Origin of the sequence: Brevibacterium sp. ACRRH (assembly GCF_022346365.1) — a bacterium.
In the GTDB taxonomy this organism is placed as follows: Bacteria; Actinomycetota; Actinomycetes; order Actinomycetales; family Brevibacteriaceae; genus Brevibacterium; species Brevibacterium paucivorans.
In genome coordinates, this window is the sequence record NZ_JAKRMN010000015.1 from 13,715 (window position 1) to 30,048 (window position 16,334).

General features: G+C 58.8%; 17 protein-coding genes. 6 read left to right on the forward strand and 11 right to left on the reverse strand.

Translation table 11 applies throughout. The features are described from left to right. Positions 1-61 precede the first annotated feature (61 nt). A complete protein-coding gene (locus tag MHX53_RS11325; protein WP_239272774.1) occupies positions 62-457 on the forward strand; it encodes a DUF3099 domain-containing protein in 396 nt (131 codons plus the stop codon). 205 nt (positions 458-662) lie between these two features. Beyond that, positions 663-1,580, forward strand: a complete 918-nt coding sequence (locus MHX53_RS11335; RefSeq protein WP_102238018.1) for an SURF1 family protein — start codon at positions 663-665, stop codon at positions 1,578-1,580. A 74-nt stretch (positions 1,581-1,654) separates the two neighbouring features. Here the strand turns inward: MHX53_RS11335 and MHX53_RS11340 are convergent, their stop codons facing one another. The 3 genes from MHX53_RS11340 to MHX53_RS11350 form a co-directional block, all read right to left on the reverse strand. Further along, positions 1,655-3,757: an HNH endonuclease signature motif containing protein gene (locus MHX53_RS11340; RefSeq protein WP_239272775.1), complete on the reverse strand. Its 2,103-nt coding sequence runs from the start codon at positions 3,755-3,757 to the stop codon at positions 1,655-1,657. 258 nt (positions 3,758-4,015) lie between these two features. Beyond that, positions 4,016-5,614, reverse strand: a complete 1,599-nt coding sequence (locus tag MHX53_RS11345) for an ABC-F family ATP-binding cassette domain-containing protein (RefSeq protein ID WP_102238019.1) — start codon at positions 5,612-5,614, stop codon at positions 4,016-4,018. Beyond that, positions 5,598-6,296: a ribonuclease H gene (locus tag MHX53_RS11350; RefSeq protein ID WP_102238020.1), complete on the reverse strand. Its 699-nt coding sequence runs from the start codon at positions 6,294-6,296 to the stop codon at positions 5,598-5,600. Before MHX53_RS11350 ends, MHX53_RS11345 begins: the two co-directional genes overlap by 17 nt. A gap of 51 nt (positions 6,297-6,347) precedes the next feature. On the opposite strand from MHX53_RS11350, the gene MHX53_RS11355 reads away from it, so the two are divergent. Further along, positions 6,348-7,223, forward strand: coding sequence for a neutral zinc metallopeptidase (locus MHX53_RS11355; protein ID WP_102238021.1), 876 nt, complete (start codon positions 6,348-6,350; stop codon positions 7,221-7,223). Between the two features lie 18 nt (positions 7,224-7,241). Here the strand turns inward: MHX53_RS11355 and MHX53_RS11360 are convergent, their stop codons facing one another. Genes MHX53_RS11360 through MHX53_RS11395 form a run of 8 tightly spaced genes read right to left on the reverse strand, consistent with a single transcriptional unit; the run spans position 7,242 to position 13,657 of the window. Next, complete coding sequence (locus MHX53_RS11360) at positions 7,242-7,577, reverse strand: metal-sulfur cluster assembly factor (protein ID WP_102238022.1); 336 nt, start codon at positions 7,575-7,577, stop codon at positions 7,242-7,244. Then, the gene (sufU, locus tag MHX53_RS11365; RefSeq protein WP_180965274.1) at positions 7,570-8,034 is read right to left on the reverse strand and encodes a Fe-S cluster assembly sulfur transfer protein SufU; all 465 of its coding nucleotides are present in this window, start codon (positions 8,032-8,034) and stop codon (positions 7,570-7,572) included. The genes MHX53_RS11360 and sufU overlap by 8 nt, the downstream gene beginning before the upstream one ends. Then, entirely contained in the window at positions 8,031-9,275 is a 1,245-nt protein-coding gene (locus tag MHX53_RS11370) for a SufS family cysteine desulfurase (RefSeq protein WP_102238023.1), read from the reverse strand. The genes sufU and MHX53_RS11370 overlap by 4 nt, the downstream gene beginning before the upstream one ends. Further along, a complete protein-coding gene (gene sufC, locus MHX53_RS11375; protein ID WP_102238024.1) occupies positions 9,275-10,024 on the reverse strand; it encodes a Fe-S cluster assembly ATPase SufC in 750 nt (249 codons plus the stop codon). Before sufC ends, MHX53_RS11370 begins: the two co-directional genes overlap by 1 nt. A 15-nt stretch (positions 10,025-10,039) precedes the next feature. Next, the gene (locus MHX53_RS11380) at positions 10,040-10,342 is read right to left on the reverse strand and encodes a non-heme iron oxygenase ferredoxin subunit (RefSeq protein ID WP_102238025.1); all 303 of its coding nucleotides are present in this window, start codon (positions 10,340-10,342) and stop codon (positions 10,040-10,042) included. After that, positions 10,339-11,478 carry a Fe-S cluster assembly protein SufD gene (sufD, locus tag MHX53_RS11385; RefSeq protein ID WP_102238026.1) on the reverse strand — a complete coding sequence of 380 codons (1,140 nt, stop codon included), beginning with the start codon at positions 11,476-11,478 and terminating at the stop codon, positions 10,339-10,341. Before sufD ends, MHX53_RS11380 begins: the two co-directional genes overlap by 4 nt. A 20-nt stretch (positions 11,479-11,498) precedes the next feature. Next, on the reverse strand, positions 11,499-12,899 hold the full coding sequence (sufB, locus tag MHX53_RS11390; protein WP_204516138.1) for a Fe-S cluster assembly protein SufB: 1,401 nt from the start codon (positions 12,897-12,899) through the stop codon (positions 11,499-11,501). Between the two features lie 32 nt (positions 12,900-12,931). Then, positions 12,932-13,657, reverse strand: coding sequence for a MarR family transcriptional regulator (locus MHX53_RS11395; RefSeq protein ID WP_102238027.1), 726 nt, complete (start codon positions 13,655-13,657; stop codon positions 12,932-12,934). 121 nt (positions 13,658-13,778) lie between these two features. Here MHX53_RS11395 and MHX53_RS11400 point away from each other — a divergent pair, with 121 nt between their 5' ends. The 3 genes from MHX53_RS11400 to MHX53_RS11410 all read left to right on the forward strand — a co-directional run. Next, positions 13,779-14,699, forward strand: a complete 921-nt coding sequence (locus tag MHX53_RS11400) for an ABC transporter ATP-binding protein (protein ID WP_102238028.1) — start codon at positions 13,779-13,781, stop codon at positions 14,697-14,699. Further along, a complete protein-coding gene (locus MHX53_RS11405; RefSeq protein ID WP_102238029.1) occupies positions 14,696-15,463 on the forward strand; it encodes an ABC transporter permease in 768 nt (255 codons plus the stop codon). The genes MHX53_RS11400 and MHX53_RS11405 overlap by 4 nt, the downstream gene beginning before the upstream one ends. Position 15,464: 1 nt before the next feature. Further along, on the forward strand, positions 15,465-16,334 hold an 870-nt coding region (locus MHX53_RS11410), incomplete at its 3' end, for a COX15/CtaA family protein (protein ID WP_239272776.1).

Consider the following 16,334-nt stretch of genomic DNA (forward strand, 5'->3'; position numbering starts at 1 on the left):
CAGAGCTTTTCTGTTGTTCGGGGAGTAGACTGGCGTATCGAACTGAACGCAGGAGGTGTGTGTGAGCAAGGAACAGACTGTTCGTGTTACCGATGCTCAGCACTCCCACGAAGCCGAGTCGAACGGGCGTATGCGTCAGTACATGGTTCTGATGGCGATTCGCTTGGCGTGCTTTTTTGTCGCGGCGCTCACGTCAGGGTGGGTGCGCTGGGCGGCCGCTGCGGGGGCGATTGTTCTGCCGTGGATTGCGGTCACGATTGCGAATACGGTGCGGCGGCACTTTTACACGGATACTGACGAGATTGCGGGTGCTCCTACGCCGCAGGCTCTGGGTGATGAACCTGAGGATGATGACGATGAGGAGCCCGATGTGGTGATGGGCGAGATCGTTGGGGTGTTGGAGAAGCCTCAGGGCGAGCAGCGCTCGGACCCAGACGATAGGGGGCGTGGCGCGTGAGCGAGCTTGTGTGTTCTGCGAAAGGTTGCCGAGCACGTGCGGTTCACGCTTTGTTGTGGAACAACCCGTCGATTCATACAGTTGCGCGGAACAAGGTGTGGTTGGCGTGTGATGAGCACCGTGATTTCTTGAGTGAGTTCCTTTCGTTGCGAGGGTTCTTGCGTTCTGTGGTTTCTGTTGATGAGATCCCGGAGGGTGCGGGCTGATGTTGCGGAACTATTCGTTTGTGGCGTCGTCTGCGTGGATTCGGTATATCGTGTTGGCGCTGGTGGCGGCGACGTTGTGTGCGTTTCTTGCGATGTGGCAGAACGACCGTAGGCAGCAGCGGGACGCGGAGATTGCCACGATTGAGGCCAACTACAACGTTGCCCCGGTTGAGCTGGCCGAGGTGGTGGCGGACACCTCGGCGGGTCTGGCCGCTGAGGATGAGTGGACCAAGGTGGAGGTCCGCGGGAAGTACGAGCCGGAGCTTACGGTGTTGGCGCGGAACCGGACGGTGAACAACCAGCCGGGGTTTTATGTGATTGTGCCGTTTACGACGGTTGCGGGTGACCAGATTCTGGTGAATCGCGGGTGGGTGCCGCCGCCGTCGAGTGGGCCGGCGAGCCCGGATGGTGTGCCTAAGCCTCCTGCGGGTGAGGCGACGGTGACTGGCTGGTTGCGGCCCACGGAGGATGGCAGTAGGGACGATAATCCGGATGGCATTATTCGCGCGATTGATACTGAGCGGGTTCCGGGGTTGACGAGTCCGTATAAGAATGCGTTTGTGCAAGCGGGTGCGGAGGATCCCGCTGGCGATGCGGGGTTGTCGCCTTTGCCGCCGCCGTCGTTGGATCCGGGGTCGCATTTGTCGTATACGTTTCAGTGGATTGCGTTTGGGATCATGATTCTCATTGCGATCGTCTTTACGATTGTGCGCGAAAAGAGGACCCGCGAGTCTTCTTCTGATAAGCCCACAACATACGTGGTGGTTGACAAGGAAGCACTCAAGCACGGGTCCAAGTCCGGTTCAAGGTACGGCACCAGTCTGCACCGCACCCGAGACAGCGCTACCCACCGCGCCCGCCAAGCCGTCAAGGACGAAGACGCCGAAGACGCCGAGCTCAACCAACAGGGGCTCTAATGTTCGGGCTCTGTTTAGAACTGCTCTAGTTAGACCAGCATTATTCAGAACGGCTCTGGTTAGACCAGTCCACATCAGAATGGAGGTGGTTCCTCGCTGGGTTCCCACGGGCGGGTGTCACCGTTGAACACCTCCCCTGCGATTGCGTATTCGTCAGCGACCGCGGGGTCGTGTTGCGAACTATGGGCGCTTGCTTGTTCTGTTGCGAGGTAGTTGTTGATGGTGTGGCTGATGTCTTGGTCACCGGTGTCGAAGTACTCGAGTAAGCGTTCGTACTGGTGTTGGTTGATCCGTGATTCTGGTGGGTAGACCAGCATGGCACCAATCCGTGGGAACACGCACGCCAGGGAACCGTCATCCATCCTGTCGACGCGGAGTCGTTTCTGGGTTTTCTCCTGATGATGCCGCTTACACAACGGATGCAAATTCTCCATCACCGTCAATCCACCATTCTCGGGGTCTTCGTGGTTGAACGGTTCGATATGGTCTTTTTCACACACCCGGGCAGGGACCGCACACCACGGGACACTGCAATCAGGATGCCTAGCCTCAACCATGCGTTTCAAAGCCGCAGGTATGTAATACTTCGTCGGCGCAGACTCCAGCACCACACCGGTTTGTGGGTCGGTGAACATCCTGTACACCCACTTCGCCCGCGCGATCACCTCATCAGCGGTTTTTGTGTCTAATGGCACCCGGTTATTCATCATCACCGGCGCCCTAGCACCCGGGTCCACCCTGACCGGCACCCCAAAATCAAACTCACTACCAGCAATTTCGGCACTCAAGGTCTCTGTATCACCCGGCGGACCACCAGCACCTGGGGGCGCACTACTCCCCTGGTACTCAGGTCTGCGTTTTTCAGGTTCGTCTTCTTCGTTTCCGCTGGGCCTTCGTTCCGCCACCGGTGGCGGGTTGTTCATGAGGAAGTGCAGCACCGGGACCGTGAGATTAATGCTGGCTTGGGATTTCAACCATTCTTCTTTCTCAGGTATCGACACGCATAGTTCAAGCTCATACACGTCCTCAGACTGACGGGCTTCACACCTATCAGCCCACACAGAACCATCACCAGCATCGCCCGCACCGGACGCATCCACACCAGCCCCGGATCCTGGCCCGGCGTGTTCGGCATCAACCGGGATGGTGATGACTCTGATCGGCGCTTGTTTGCCTGTCCGGGTCACTCGGACGCGAAGTGTCGTTGAGGGTTTAGCCCCGGTGATCAAATCCAGGGTCAGTTGGTCCATCAACCGGTCATCATCAACCTCAACCCGGCCCAGATCACCCACACGTACTTCAGAAACTTCACCGTTGTTGTCGGTGATAAACAAGGCTTGTTGCTCATCGGTCAACGTGGCAGTAAACGGTTCTATATGGTTCGCCATGATTGCCCTGGCCATCCCGCGTACACGCTGATAAAACGCTTCCATCTCCAACACAGGCCCAGTCAGGCTCAACGTGGCTGTCCCATCATCATTCACCCAATACGACACTGACCGGTGACGCCTAGCCGTTTCACTACGGCTTTCTGGGGTAGTGAGCATGGCAAGCACTTCAGCCACGTGCCGTTTAAAGGTTTTCCACGCCACGTCCACACGCTTACTGGTGAGCATGTCATCAAACACGGGGATACACACCCCAGCACGCCCTACTCGGCCAGCCGTATAAAGAACCCTGTCGAAGCCGATCACACCGGCCTTGACTAGAGACCAGAGTTTGGGCATGAGCACCACAGCCGTCATGATCTTCCGCACCTGGGGCACTAACTGCGATCGTGTGCAATCTAAAAGCTTCGCTAGCACCCCTTCTGTCGGGGTTGGTAGTTCCTCTGGTACGCGTTCAACACTGGCAACTGTGCATACTTCACCCGAAGGCAACACCACACACGCCACCACATCATCCACACCAACAGACCCACGAGCACCAGAGCTTTGTCCTACTTTCCCGTTAGTAACCAGTGGTCCTGTTCTGGGGTTGGAGGTAAACACCGCATGTAGACCATGAGTGAAATCATCCAACGGTGCCACGTGGGCGCTGATCAACGCAGCGACTGCTTCTGCTTGTTTCACACGTGCTTCGTCCATGAGTCGTGTGGTGGTTTTAACTGTTTCGAATAGTTCAACAGCCGGCCCGTCATACATGTCATTGTGCTGGTCGTGGATTGTTGTGGTCACGCGGTTTCACCTCCTTCACATACCCCTATTCTATTTGTGTTCGAATGCAAGAGTCAAGGGTTTTGTTCGTTTTGTTTCGATTTATTTTCGAACTAGTGTTCAGTCACGGAAACCCAAGCGCTCAGTTCGGAAGCCGAAAAGGCGCCTCCCTTAACGGGAGACGCCTCGCGTCCTCAAGCTAGTCTCAAAGGCAACCAGCCAACGTCCACCTCGGCGGTGGAAAACAAACCAACCACCACCTCGGCGACAAAAACGCCCTTAAGCCAGCGACACCAGGTCCAAATACGAGTCGTTCCAGTGGTCCTCGTCGCCGTCAGGCAGTAGCAGCACCCGGTCGGGATCCAATGCCTGCACAGCACCCTCGTCGTGTGTCACCAGAATGATCGCGCCCTCGTAGCGCCGAATCGCGGACAAGATCTCTTCCCGACTGGCCGGATCCAGGTTGTTCGTGGGCTCGTCCAACAGCAGCACGTTCGCCGACGACACCACCAACGTCGCCAGCGCCAACCGCGTCTTCTCGCCACCGGACAGCACCTTGGCGGGCTTACTCACGTCATCGCCACTGAACAGGAACGAACCCAGCACCGTGCGCACCTGGGTGTCATCGAGATCCGGCGCGTTACTCCGCATGTTCTCAAGCACGGTGCGATCAAGATCAAGCGTCTCGTGCTCCTGTGCGTAGTAACCAAGTTTGAGCCCGTGCCCGGCCTTCACTTCCCCAGTATCCGGGCTTTCCAACCCAGCAAGAATCTTCAACAGCGTAGTCTTACCCGCACCATTGAATCCCAAAATCACGACCCGCGAGCCCCTGTCAATCGCCAAGTCCACGTCCATAAACACTTCCGTCGACCCATACGACTTAGACAACCCCGAACCAGTCAACGGCACCTTTCCGCACGCGGCAGGCGTGGGAAACCGCAAACTCGCCACCTTATCGCTCTGGCGTTCCTCCTCAAGTCCTGCCATCATGCGCTCTGCGCGCTTGAGCATCGACTGCGCCGCCACCGCCTTGGTGGCCTTCGCGCGCATCTTCTCGGCCTGAGCCACCAGCGCAGACGCCTTCTTCTCCGTATTCGCACGCTCACGCTTGCGCCGCCGCTCGTCGGCTTCACGCTGTTTCAGGTACTGCTTGTACCCCATCGCGTAAATGTCAATGACCTGCCGCGTCGCATCCAGGTAGAACACCTTGTTCACGACCTCCTCGATTAAGTTGAGGTCGTGCGAAATGATGATCAGCCCACCAGAGTACTTAGCCAGGTAATCACGCAACCACTGCACGGACTCCGCATCGAGGTGGTTCGTTGGCTCGTCCAGAATCATCGTGTCGGGCTGGTGAAACAGAATCCGCGCCAGCTCTACTCGCCGTCGCTGTCCACCCGACAACGTTTGCAACTCTTGCCCCATCAGCTGCTCGTCCAGCCCTAGGTTGGCCGCAATCGCTAGCGCCTCCGACTCTGCCGCGTACCCACCGGCTGCAATGAACTCAGCCTCGATTCGCGGATATTTGTCAATCGCCTTCGCCGCCACGTCCGGATCCGGGTCGCTCATGGCACGCTCGGCCTTGCGCATCCGCCTGGCAATCACATCCAGATCCCGCGCCCCTAACACGCGCTCCTTCGCGGTCTCAGTAGGCTTGCCACTCCGCGGGTCCTGTGGCAAATACCCCACCGACCCAGACACCGACACCGTCCCGTCCGACGGCAACACCTCGCTCATCAGCACCTTGGTAAGCGTGGTCTTTCCCGCACCGTTCCGGCCCACGAGCCCAACCCGGTCGCCTTTGTCCACGCGGAAGTTCACTTCCGACATGAGCGTGCGCGAGCCCACCATGATCTCCAGGTTACTTGCCGCTATCACGGTGTTCCTTCCACCCCACTTCAATGACCTGCGCCAAAAGCGCGTGCGGAGTCAATCCCAGCGCCTTCGCACGCTCCACAATCTCATCGGCCAAGGCTTTATCTAGCGGGCACCATACGTTCACCGTGTCTTCCGCCTCATCAGCGTCCTGACCCGGCGCTCCAGCTTCCTGCTGTGGCTCCCCCGCCGTCACCTCGGGCTCCGTCCCAGTCCCCAGCCCGGGCCCGAGGTCTGGCTCGCCTTCGTCACGAATGGCAGTTGCGACGGCGCGGGCGCGTTGGTCTGCCGCTTCGTTGAGCTCATGGTTGGAGTGCCCTTTGACCCACTGGAACTTGAGCTTACGCCCCGACTTTTCGAGCGCATCGACCTGCTCCCATAACTCTTCCATGAGGTCGCGGTTGAGCACGTCTTGCCCGTTGGCTTTTTTCCACCCTTTGAGCCTCCACACCGGCATCCATTTGGTGACCGAGTTAATCACGTACTTGGAGTCGGCCAGAATCAGGAGGTCTTCATGCGTGTGCGCAGTCGCTTTGAGAATTTCTATGACCGCTTGGAGTTCGGCCCGATTGTTCGTCGACTCTTCCCACCCGCCGGCAGCCCAGCGTTTGTCGTCGATGACCCACGCCCAACCTGCGGGTCCGGGGTTGCCTAACGCGGAGCCGTCGCACGCGACTTCCAGCACATTACCTCCAAGTGTGAACGGAGTTGTTGATCAGTCCAATACACTAACCCTATGACCTTCAACCCCAACTCTCAGCTTGACAGCTCCCAGGTTTCCCGAGGTCGTGGCGCGCCTGTCATGATCGGTGGTGGCATTGGTGGAGTTGCGCTTCTGGTTCTCGGATTGATCTTCTTTGGGCCAGAAGCAGTCCTTAACCAGTTGGGCTCGGGTGAGCAGTCTCAGCAGAGCCAAGAGGACCTCTCCCAGAGGTGCCGCACAGGCGAGGACGCCAACCGCGACGTCGACTGTCGCATCGTAGGTACCGTCAACAGTCTTAACGACTATTGGCACACGGGTATGGGCGAGTTGGGTAAACAGTACCGCAACCCCGGAGTACAACTCACCAATGGCACATGGGACACCGGCTGTGGCCAAGGAAATAGCAACATGGGTCCCTTCTACTGTCCCGCCGATGAAACCGCGTACTTCGACACGTCCTTCTTTGAACAGATGCGCAAACAGTTGGGCGCTAAGGAAGGCCCGCTCCCGGAAGAGTACGTGGTTGCCCACGAATTTGGTCACCACATTCAGAAGATCACGGGTGACATCACCCGGAGCCGTGACGGAAAAACGGGCCCGCAATCTAACGCGGTTCGTATGGAGCTTCAGGCAGACTGCTACGCAGGCGTGTGGGCGGCTAACGCTACCAAGACGCATGGGCCTCAGGGCCAGCCGTATCTTGAGCCTCTCAAGGACTCAGACATTGAGGCCGCCCTTGGCACAGCGGAAGCGATTGGTGACGACCGAATCCAAGAGACCTCGGGCGGTCGCGTCACCCCCGAAAACTTCACGCACGGCTCAGCGGAACAGCGCATGACCTGGTTCAAACGCGGCTACGACTCCGGCTCACCCACCAAGTGCAATACCTTTGACGTAGACCGCGTGTAACCACGCCATACTCAATCCCTAAATATTGAAGCCCAGGGCGCGCATCTGCTCACGCCCATCTTCCGTGATCTTCTCGGGACCCCACGGCGGCATCCACACCCAGTTGATCCGGAACGCTGGCACAATTCCGTCCAAAGCGTGCGCACACTGATCTTCAATCACATCGGTGAGCGGGCACGCGGCAGACGTCAGCGTCATTTCAATGATCGCTACACCTTCTTCATCCACGGTTGCGCCGTACACCAGGCCCAAGTCCACGATGTTCACGCCCAACTCCGGGTCCATGACATCCATAAGCGCGTCAATGACTTCTTCCGGAGTCGCATTCGTCGGTTGGTCAACGACCTCAGTCATGCTGTCCTCCCTCCTTACTACTCTCAGCTTGTGACAGAGCGTCCTTTATGGCAATCCACGCGAGCAACGCGCACTTAATGCGCGCCGGGAACTTACTCACCCCGGCAAACGCAGCCGCGTCAAACAGCACGTCCTCATCGGCCTCAACGGCACCGCGCGAATGCATGAGCTCGTGGAACTCCGCCTCCGCACGGTCAAACGCCTCACGGCCCTCGTCGTCATAAATCTCGCACGCCACAGACGCTGACGCCATTGAGATCGAACAGCCGTCACCTTCCCAGCGCACCTCCAGCGCGCCATCGTCCCCGGCGACGACCTCGGCGGTAATTTCATCCCCACACATGGGGTTCACCTGGTGAGACTTACCCAACGCTTCCCGCTCATCAAACGGGACATTGCCGTGCCGTTCCTTTGAGTGATCCAGGATCACTTGCTGATACAACTGATCCAGATTCATGATTCCACCCCAAAGTACCCGCGCACGCGCGCCAGCGAATCCAAGAACCGCTCGCACTCTTCAACCGTCGAGTACAGGTACGCCGAGGCGCGGGTCGAGGCACGTACACCCAGACGCGCGTGCAGTGGCATCGCACAGTGGTGCCCCACGCGTACGGCCACACCGTCCGCGTCAAGGAACTGGCCCACATCGTGCGCGTGTACGCCCTCAACATCCACGGCCACAGTCGACACGCTCCTGTTGGCAGGCCCCAACAGCCGCACACCAGGAATCTTCGCGACGCCTTCAGCCAGGATCTGAGCCAACTCCTGCTCATGCTGAGCAATCCTGTCCATTCCAACATGAGACAGGTAATCAACCGCAGCACCAAGCCCCACGGCCTGCGCCACGGGCTGTGTTCCAGCCTCAAACCGCTGAGGCGCAGGCAGGAACGTGGACTCCTCCATGGTGACGGTTTCGATCATCGACCCACCCGTCAAAACCGGTGGTAAAGCATTCAACGCGTCCTGCTTGCCGTAAAGCACACCAATGCCTGACGGCCCCAACATCTTGTGTCCGGAAAACGCGGCGAAGTCCACACCCATAGCAGGGAAATCAACCTGCATGTGCGGAACAGACTGGCACGCGTCAAGAACCGTGACCGCACCAATCTTCTTGGCGTGCTCAACCAACTGCTCAACCGGGTTCACCGTCGCCAACACGTTAGACACATGCGTGAACGCCATAACCTTGGTTGACGCATCAGCAATGGAGTCCACATCACTTAGGTCCAGCGTGCCTTCGTCGGTAATCGGAATGTACCGCAGTTCTGCACCAGTCCGAAGCGCCACCTGCTGCCACGGCACCAGGTTCGCGTGGTGCTCCATCTGCGTGATGACAATCGAATCACCAGGCCCCAACGCATACGGACCTTCAGTGGCAAAACCCATCCCCATGGCCACGACATTGAGTGCTTCTGTCGCATTCTTCATCCAGCACACCTGCGATGGTTTCGCACCCACGAAAGCCGCCACCTTGGCACGCGCGCCCTCAAAGGCGTCGGTCGCCTCGGTGGCCAGCGTGTGCGCACCACGGTGAACCGCCGAATTGTGACGCGTGTTGAACTCCTGTTCAGCGTCAATCACACATTCAGGCTTCTGCGACGTAGCGCCGGAGTCCAAATACGCGAGCGGTGATCCCGCGACCTCCCGCGTCAAAAGCGGGAAGTCACTTCGTAAACGTGTGAATTCCTGCGTCGTCATCACTTCTGGAAGCGGTCGTAGCCTTCAGCTTCGAGCTGGTTCGCAAGCTCGGGGCCACCTTCTTCGGCCACCTGCCCGTTAACCAACACGTGTACGTAATCAGGCTTGATGTACTGCAGGATACGCGTGTAGTGGGTAATGAGCAGAACGCCCACGTCCGTGTTGCTCTGCGCGCGGTTCACACCTTCGGACACGATGCGCAGCGCGTCAACGTCGAGCCCGGAGTCGGTTTCGTCCAGAATCGCGAAACGTGGCTTGAGCAGTTCCATCTGCAGGATCTCGTGGCGCTTCTTCTCACCACCAGAGAACCCTTCGTTCACGTTACGCGACGCGAACTCGGGGTCCACCTTCAACTCACTCATGGCCTGGTTGAGCTCCTTGGCCCACGTGCGCAGTTTGGGAGCTTCCCCATCGATCGCGGTCTTAGCCGAACGCAAGAAGTTCGTCACGGTAACACCGGGAACCTCAACGGGGTACTGCATAGCGAGGAACAGTCCAGCGCGTGCGCGTTCGTCCACGCTGAGCTCCAGCATCTCTTCACCGTCCAGCGTCACCGAACCACCTTCGATGTTGTACGCCGGGTGTCCTGCGATCGCGTACGCCAGAGTGGACTTACCGGAACCGTTTGGCCCCATGATTGCGTGGGTTTCGTTGGACTTGATGTCCAAGTTGACGCCCTTGAGGATCTGCTTAGATCCCTTGTCGGTTTCTACGCTGACCTTGAGGTCGCGGATGGAAAGTGTAGACATGAATCTCTTCTTTCTTTAAAGCTTGACGTAGATCTCGCCGTCGCGTTCCATGCATTCGTACACTGCGACGGGGTCGAAAGCGGGTGGGTTTTGGGGTTCACCGGTCCGCAGGTCGAACGTGGAGCCGTGCAACCAGCATTCGATTGCACACCCCATCACGTCACCTTCGGACAGTGACACTTCACCGTGGGTACACAGGTCGTCGATCGCGTGCAGCTCGCCGGTTTCGGTGCGCGCAACACACACCTCAACCCCGTCGACCTTCACGCGAATCGCGCTCCCCGGTGTCACATCGGTAGATTTCGCAACGGACTTCACAGCACGCTCCGAGAAAGTTCTTCTTCAATCTGTTCTGTGAGCACTTCTTCGATCTGTTCGATGTCGATCTTCTGGATCACTTCGTTGAAGAAGCCACGCACCACCAACCGGCGCGCTGTCTTCTCATCGATTCCTCGGCTCATGAGGTAGAACAAGTGCTCTTCGTCGAACCGGCCGGTCGACGACGCGTGCCCTGCTCCCTCAATTTCACCAGTCTCAATTTCGAGGTTTGGCACGGAGTCCGCGCGCGCACCCTCGGTCAGCACCAGGTTGCGGTTGAGTTCGTACGTGTCGATCCCCTTGGCTTCCGGGCGAATGAGAACGTCACCGATCCACACGCTGCGCGCGTCCTTCCCCTGCAACGCCCCTTTGTAAAGAACGTCCGAGGTGGCATTCGGCGTGTTGTGGTCCACGTACGTGCGGTGTTCCAAGTGCTGCCCGGCGTCGGCGAAGTACAGCCCCAGCATCTGGGCCTCTCCCCCTGGACCGTCGTAGGACACATTCGAGTTCAGACGTACAATCTTGCCACCCAGCGTGATAGCGATGTGCGTGAACTGCGCGTCCTTGCCCACGACCGCGTCGTGCTGTCCCAGGTGTACCGCGTCGTCATCCCACAGCTGCAGGGTCACCAGCTTCACCCGCGCTCCCGGCCCCACGATCACGCTGAGCAGTTCGGACAGCTGTGCGTGACCGGTGTGCTTGATCACGATGGTCGCGCTGGCGTTCGCTCCCACCGTCACCACAGTGTGGTTATGTACGGGGCTGTCGCTGTCCGCGCCTTCCGTAGTGATGATGGCTGGGGACGCCAACTCAACACCTTCGCCGATGTCGTAGCGGGTCACGCTGGGTGCGCGAGTAGCCGCGATGACAGCTGGCAGGTCTTCCGGCGCCGAAACACCCAGCTGGCGCGCCTCGTCGAGGCTGATCTGTGACACGTCCACCCCGTCTGGAAGTTCACGTGAGACCGCAAGCTCCGCTGTGCTTTCTTCATCGGTCAGCAGCTGGGTGAGCTTTTTGACCGGAGTGAAACGCCACTCTTCTTCACGGCCGTTCACCTGCGGGAAGTCCGCCACGTTAAAACTCCGGGTGCGTTCGGAACGCGACTTAGCCGGAACGTGTTCTGTTGCAATTGTCATGTAATGCGTCTCCTCTGCGCTTAACCTACCGCGCCTTCCATCTGAAGTTCGATCAGACGGTTAAGCTCAAGCGCGTATTCCATGGGAAGTTCTCGGGCGATCGGTTCGACGAAGCCACGCACGATCATTGCCATCGCTTCGGTTTCGTCGAGTCCACGACTCATGAGGTAAAACAGCTGGTCCTCGCTCACCTTCGACACGGTCGCTTCGTGTCCCAACGCCACGTCATCTTCACGAATGTCGATGTACGGGTAGGTGTCTGAGCGCGACACGTTATCCACCAGGAGCGCGTCACACAGAACAGTGTTCGACGACCCCTTGGCACCCGGGTGGACGTGAACCAAGCCGCGGTATCCCGCACGTCCTCCGTTACGGGCAACCGACTTCGACACAATCGAGGACTGCGTGTGCGGTGCAGCGTGCACCATTTTCGCTCCAGTGTCCTGGTGTTGGCCGTTCCCAGCGAATGCCACGGACAGGGTTTCACCCTTTGCGTGCTCACCTGTGAGCCAGATCGCTGGGTACTTCATGGTGACCTTCGAACCGATGTTTCCATCGACCCATTCCATGGTTGCGCCTTCTTCGGCAACCGCGCGCTTTGTCACCAGGTTGTACACGTTGTTCGACCAGTTCTGAATGGTCGTGTAACGCACTCGTGCATCCTTCTTGGCGATGATCTCGACCACTGCGGAGTGCAACGAGTCCGACTTGTAGATCGGAGCCGTACACCCTTCAACGTAGTGAACGTACGAGCCTTCGTCAGCAATGATGAGCGTGCGCTCAAACTGCCCCATGTTTTCCGTGTTGATGCGGAAGTACGCCTGCAACGGGATCTCCACGTGAACACCCTTGGGCACGTAGATGAACGACCCACCGGACCACACGGCAGTGTTGAGGGCTGCGAATTTGTTGTCACCGGACGGAATCACGGTACCGAAGTACTCTTCGAAGATCTCCGGGTGCTCCCGCAGACCCGTGTCGGTGTCGAGGAAGATGACACCCTGACGTTCGAGCTCTTCGTTGATCTTGTGGTAGACAACCTCGGACTCGTACTGCGCGGCGACACCCGCAACCAGACGCTGCTTTTCCGCCTCGGGAATCCCCAACCGGTCGTACGTGTTCTTAATGTCTTCAGGCAGGTCTTCCCACGACTGCGCCTGACCCTCAGTCGAACGCACAAAGTACTTGATGTCGTCGAAGTTGATACCGCTGAGGTCGGCACCCCAGTGCGGCATAGGCTTCTTGTCAAACAGCTTCAGAGCACGGAGACGACGCTCAAGCATCCACTCCGGTTCCTCCTTCAGCTTGGAGATATTGCGCACAACATCTTCGTTCAACCCACGTTGGGCATCGGCCCCGGCGTCGTTTGAGTCGTGCCAACCGTATGCGTATTGTCCAATGTCCTTAAGTTCTGGATTCATCTCCAGAATAGGATTGGAATCGGTGGTGTCAGTCACCTTTCTCCTCCTTTTTTAGAGTTGCTCTTCCCATCGTGGGTGCCAAGCAAAGGGCGATTCAGGGTGGATGTGGGAATGTGCGTGGTACACACGTGTGCCCCACTCGCCAACGTCGAAAGACGTCGCACGTCCACTCCTAGGATGTCGCCAAACTGCTCAAGTTCAGCTTCACAAAATTCTGGGTATTCTTCCGCGACGTGCTGAATGGGACAGTGCCCCTGGCACAGCTGCATCGCTTCCAGCGGGGTTCCCACAGCAACCGGTGTCGCCGACGCCGCATAACCCTCTTTGTCCAGCGCCGCCGCCAGACCGCGCGACCGTGTGGCTACGTTCCCGCCTTCTTCCAAACGCGCTTCAAGCTTTTCGCGCAGCTCACGCGCCCGCTCGCGCGCGAACCGCTCCACCGCTTCTCGGCCCATCTCCGATCGCACAAAGTCAAGCGCTTCCACCGCAACGTGGTCGTATGCGTGGGAAATCTGTGCGTGACCCGCCGAGGTGACGACATAGTGGCGTGCGGGACGACCTCGACCTGCTTTCACTCCCGCTAACTCACGCACCTCGATCGCGTTTTCCTTTTCCAATGCGTCGAGGTGGCGGCGGATAGCCGCCGGCGTCAGATCAACCAGACGCGCAATACCCGAGGCGCTGATAGGCCCTTGATCGAGCACGATCGCCAGCACTTGCTGGCGGGTGCGCAGATCTTGTCCGGGGCGTGCGCTCACGTAAGTCCTCTCTTAAAAGCGGGCGGTTCGCTATTCCACAACACTATTGTGCCCTAAATAATTCCACGTAAAACCAGGGTGACCTAAGTTCCCCACATTTCACTCATTACACTGAGGAATCGTGACCAAGCCGAACCATCCGTTAGAACTCGACGCCGTGAGCGTGAATTTCGGGAGCCTCCGTGCAGTCGACAACGTCTCACTCACCGTTGAGCGAGGCACCATCCACGCACTCTTAGGACCCAACGGCGCAGGCAAATCCACCACCATCGCTGCCTCGGTGGGCCTCCTCAAACCCACATCAGGTCACGCCCGCATCTTCGGATACGACCCCGTCAAAGAACACACACACTCCAGCGCGCTCGCAGGCGTCATGTTGCAAGACGGCGGACTGCCCATGGCGTCGAAGCCACTCAACATTCTGAAGAACCTTTCCCGCATGTACGCCGACCCTGCGGACTACCACGAACTCGCTGAACGCTTAGGCATCACCGCGTTCGCCGACCGCACGATACGACGCATGTCGGGTGGGCAAAAGCAACGTGTAGGAATGGCAGCCGCGCTGATCGGCAAACCCCAGCTGGTGTTTCTCGACGAACCCACGGCCGGCCTGGACCCACAGTCACGCCTTGCCGTGTTCACGATCGTCGAAGAGCTACGCGAACAAGGCGTGGCGGTTGTTCTCACGACTCACGACATGGACGACGCAGCCCACCTGTCCGACTACGTCACCATCATTGATAAGGGCCACGTCATCTCCCACGGCACAGTAGGCGAACTCACTGGCGACGGTAGCTCGACACTGACGATCCGGGCCCGCCACCTCGGCCAGAACCTCCTAGACCAGTTCCGCGCATATGGCGAGGTGGACCTCGCAAAGGACGGCGCCGTCACCATCACAGGTGACTTCACCACCCAAACGGTCCACGCGATCACCGGCCTTCTCAACGACGCCGGTGCTGACATCACATCCCTGTCCCTGGCGTCCCGCTCGCTTGACGACGTCTTCCTCGACCTGACAGGAAGGACACTGCGCTCATGAGTTCACCGCGAATCGCACCCCTGGCTCAGCGTGTGTGGGCACAGTCGCTCTTTGAGTTGCGCACCACCCTGTCCAACGCCGAACAGCTCTTCTTGTCCTTCGCTCTGCCGATCGGCGCACTTGTGGTGCTGGCAATGACCGATGTCGTCACCGTTTTTGGGTACGAAGAGAACCAGCGGAACATCATCGCCGCGTCGGCCGGTCTGGGGCTGTCAATCGCCGCCTCCGCGTTTACCGGTCAGGCAATCGCCACCGGATTCGACCGTCGCTACGGCGTACTCCGGCAATTAGCCACGACTCCCCTGGGCACCACCGGGCTGATTCTTGCCAAGATTGTGTCCGTCTACATCGTGACCGCAGTGCAGCTACTGGTCATGTTCATTGTTATCGCTGTTCTCCCCGTGAACTTCGAAATCACCGCCTCCCTGACTCAGTTCCTGGGCATCTTCCTTTCGTGGTTTTTAGGTACCGCCGCGCTGACCGCGCTTGCGCTTGCTTTCGCAGGAACCGCCCGCGCCGAGGCCGTGCTCGCCGGATCGAACATCCTCTGGGTTGCGGGCGCCGGAGTTGGTGGGCTTGTAGTCAAACATCCGGGCCTGTGGGGCACAGTCGCATCGCTCACTCCTTTTGGCGCATTGGGCGATTCGTTGCGCACAGCACTGATATCCGGAGGTGTAGACTGGAGTGCCCAACTCGTCTTGTTGGTCTGGGCTGTGCTCGGTATCATCGCCGGAGCCACATGGTTCTCTTTTGAAAGTAAGTGACATGTCGAAGTCGTCTTGGCAAGCAACCGAAGTCAACCGATACGTGTACTGGCTTGCTGTTGGTCTCCTGTTCTTGCAGGCCCTCATTGTGTTCACCGGTGCTGCTGTACGCCTGACCGGTTCGGGACTGGGATGCCCGCATTGGCCCATGTGTACCGAATCTTCGCTGACCAACACCCCCGAGATGGGTATTCACGGGTTCATCGAGTTCGGCAACCGTGTCCTGGGTGTCATTCTGGGCCTGTATTCGCTTTTCGTCGTGATCGCCCTGTGGCCCCTGCGGTCTACCCGCTCCGACCTGTTCCGCATGGCCGTTCTGCTCTTTGCAGTCGTCCCGTTCCAGGCCATTCTGGGTGGCGTCACGGTGCGCACTCAGCTCAACCCGTGGATCGTTGCCGCCCACTTCATTCCGTCGGCCCTGGCCGTTGCTCTATCCGCATACATGGTCAAGCGCACGCGTGACACCGGCGACAACCCACGTCCCGTCGCCTCGCGCACACTCGTCACCGTCGCTTGGGCCGTGGGAATCCTGTGCGCTGTGATCGTGCTCATGGGCATGCTTGTCACTGGGGCGGGCCCACACGCGGGTGATGAAGTCAGCGCCCGCAACGGCCTCAACACCCTGCTCATGTCGCGACTCCACGCAATCCCCGTGTGGCTCATGACCGCGGGTACCATCTACGGTCTTGTTCTTGCACGCAAGGAAAAAATCGCCAGCGCCACACGCGCTTTCACCTTCCTGCTCATCGTCGAAGTGGCGCAGGGAATCATCGGTTACACACAGTTCTTCACAGGACTGCCGGTCCCGGTGGTCATGGCGCACATCGCGGGCCTGTGCCTCGTCATTACGGCCGCGGTTTTCGTCGTCGAC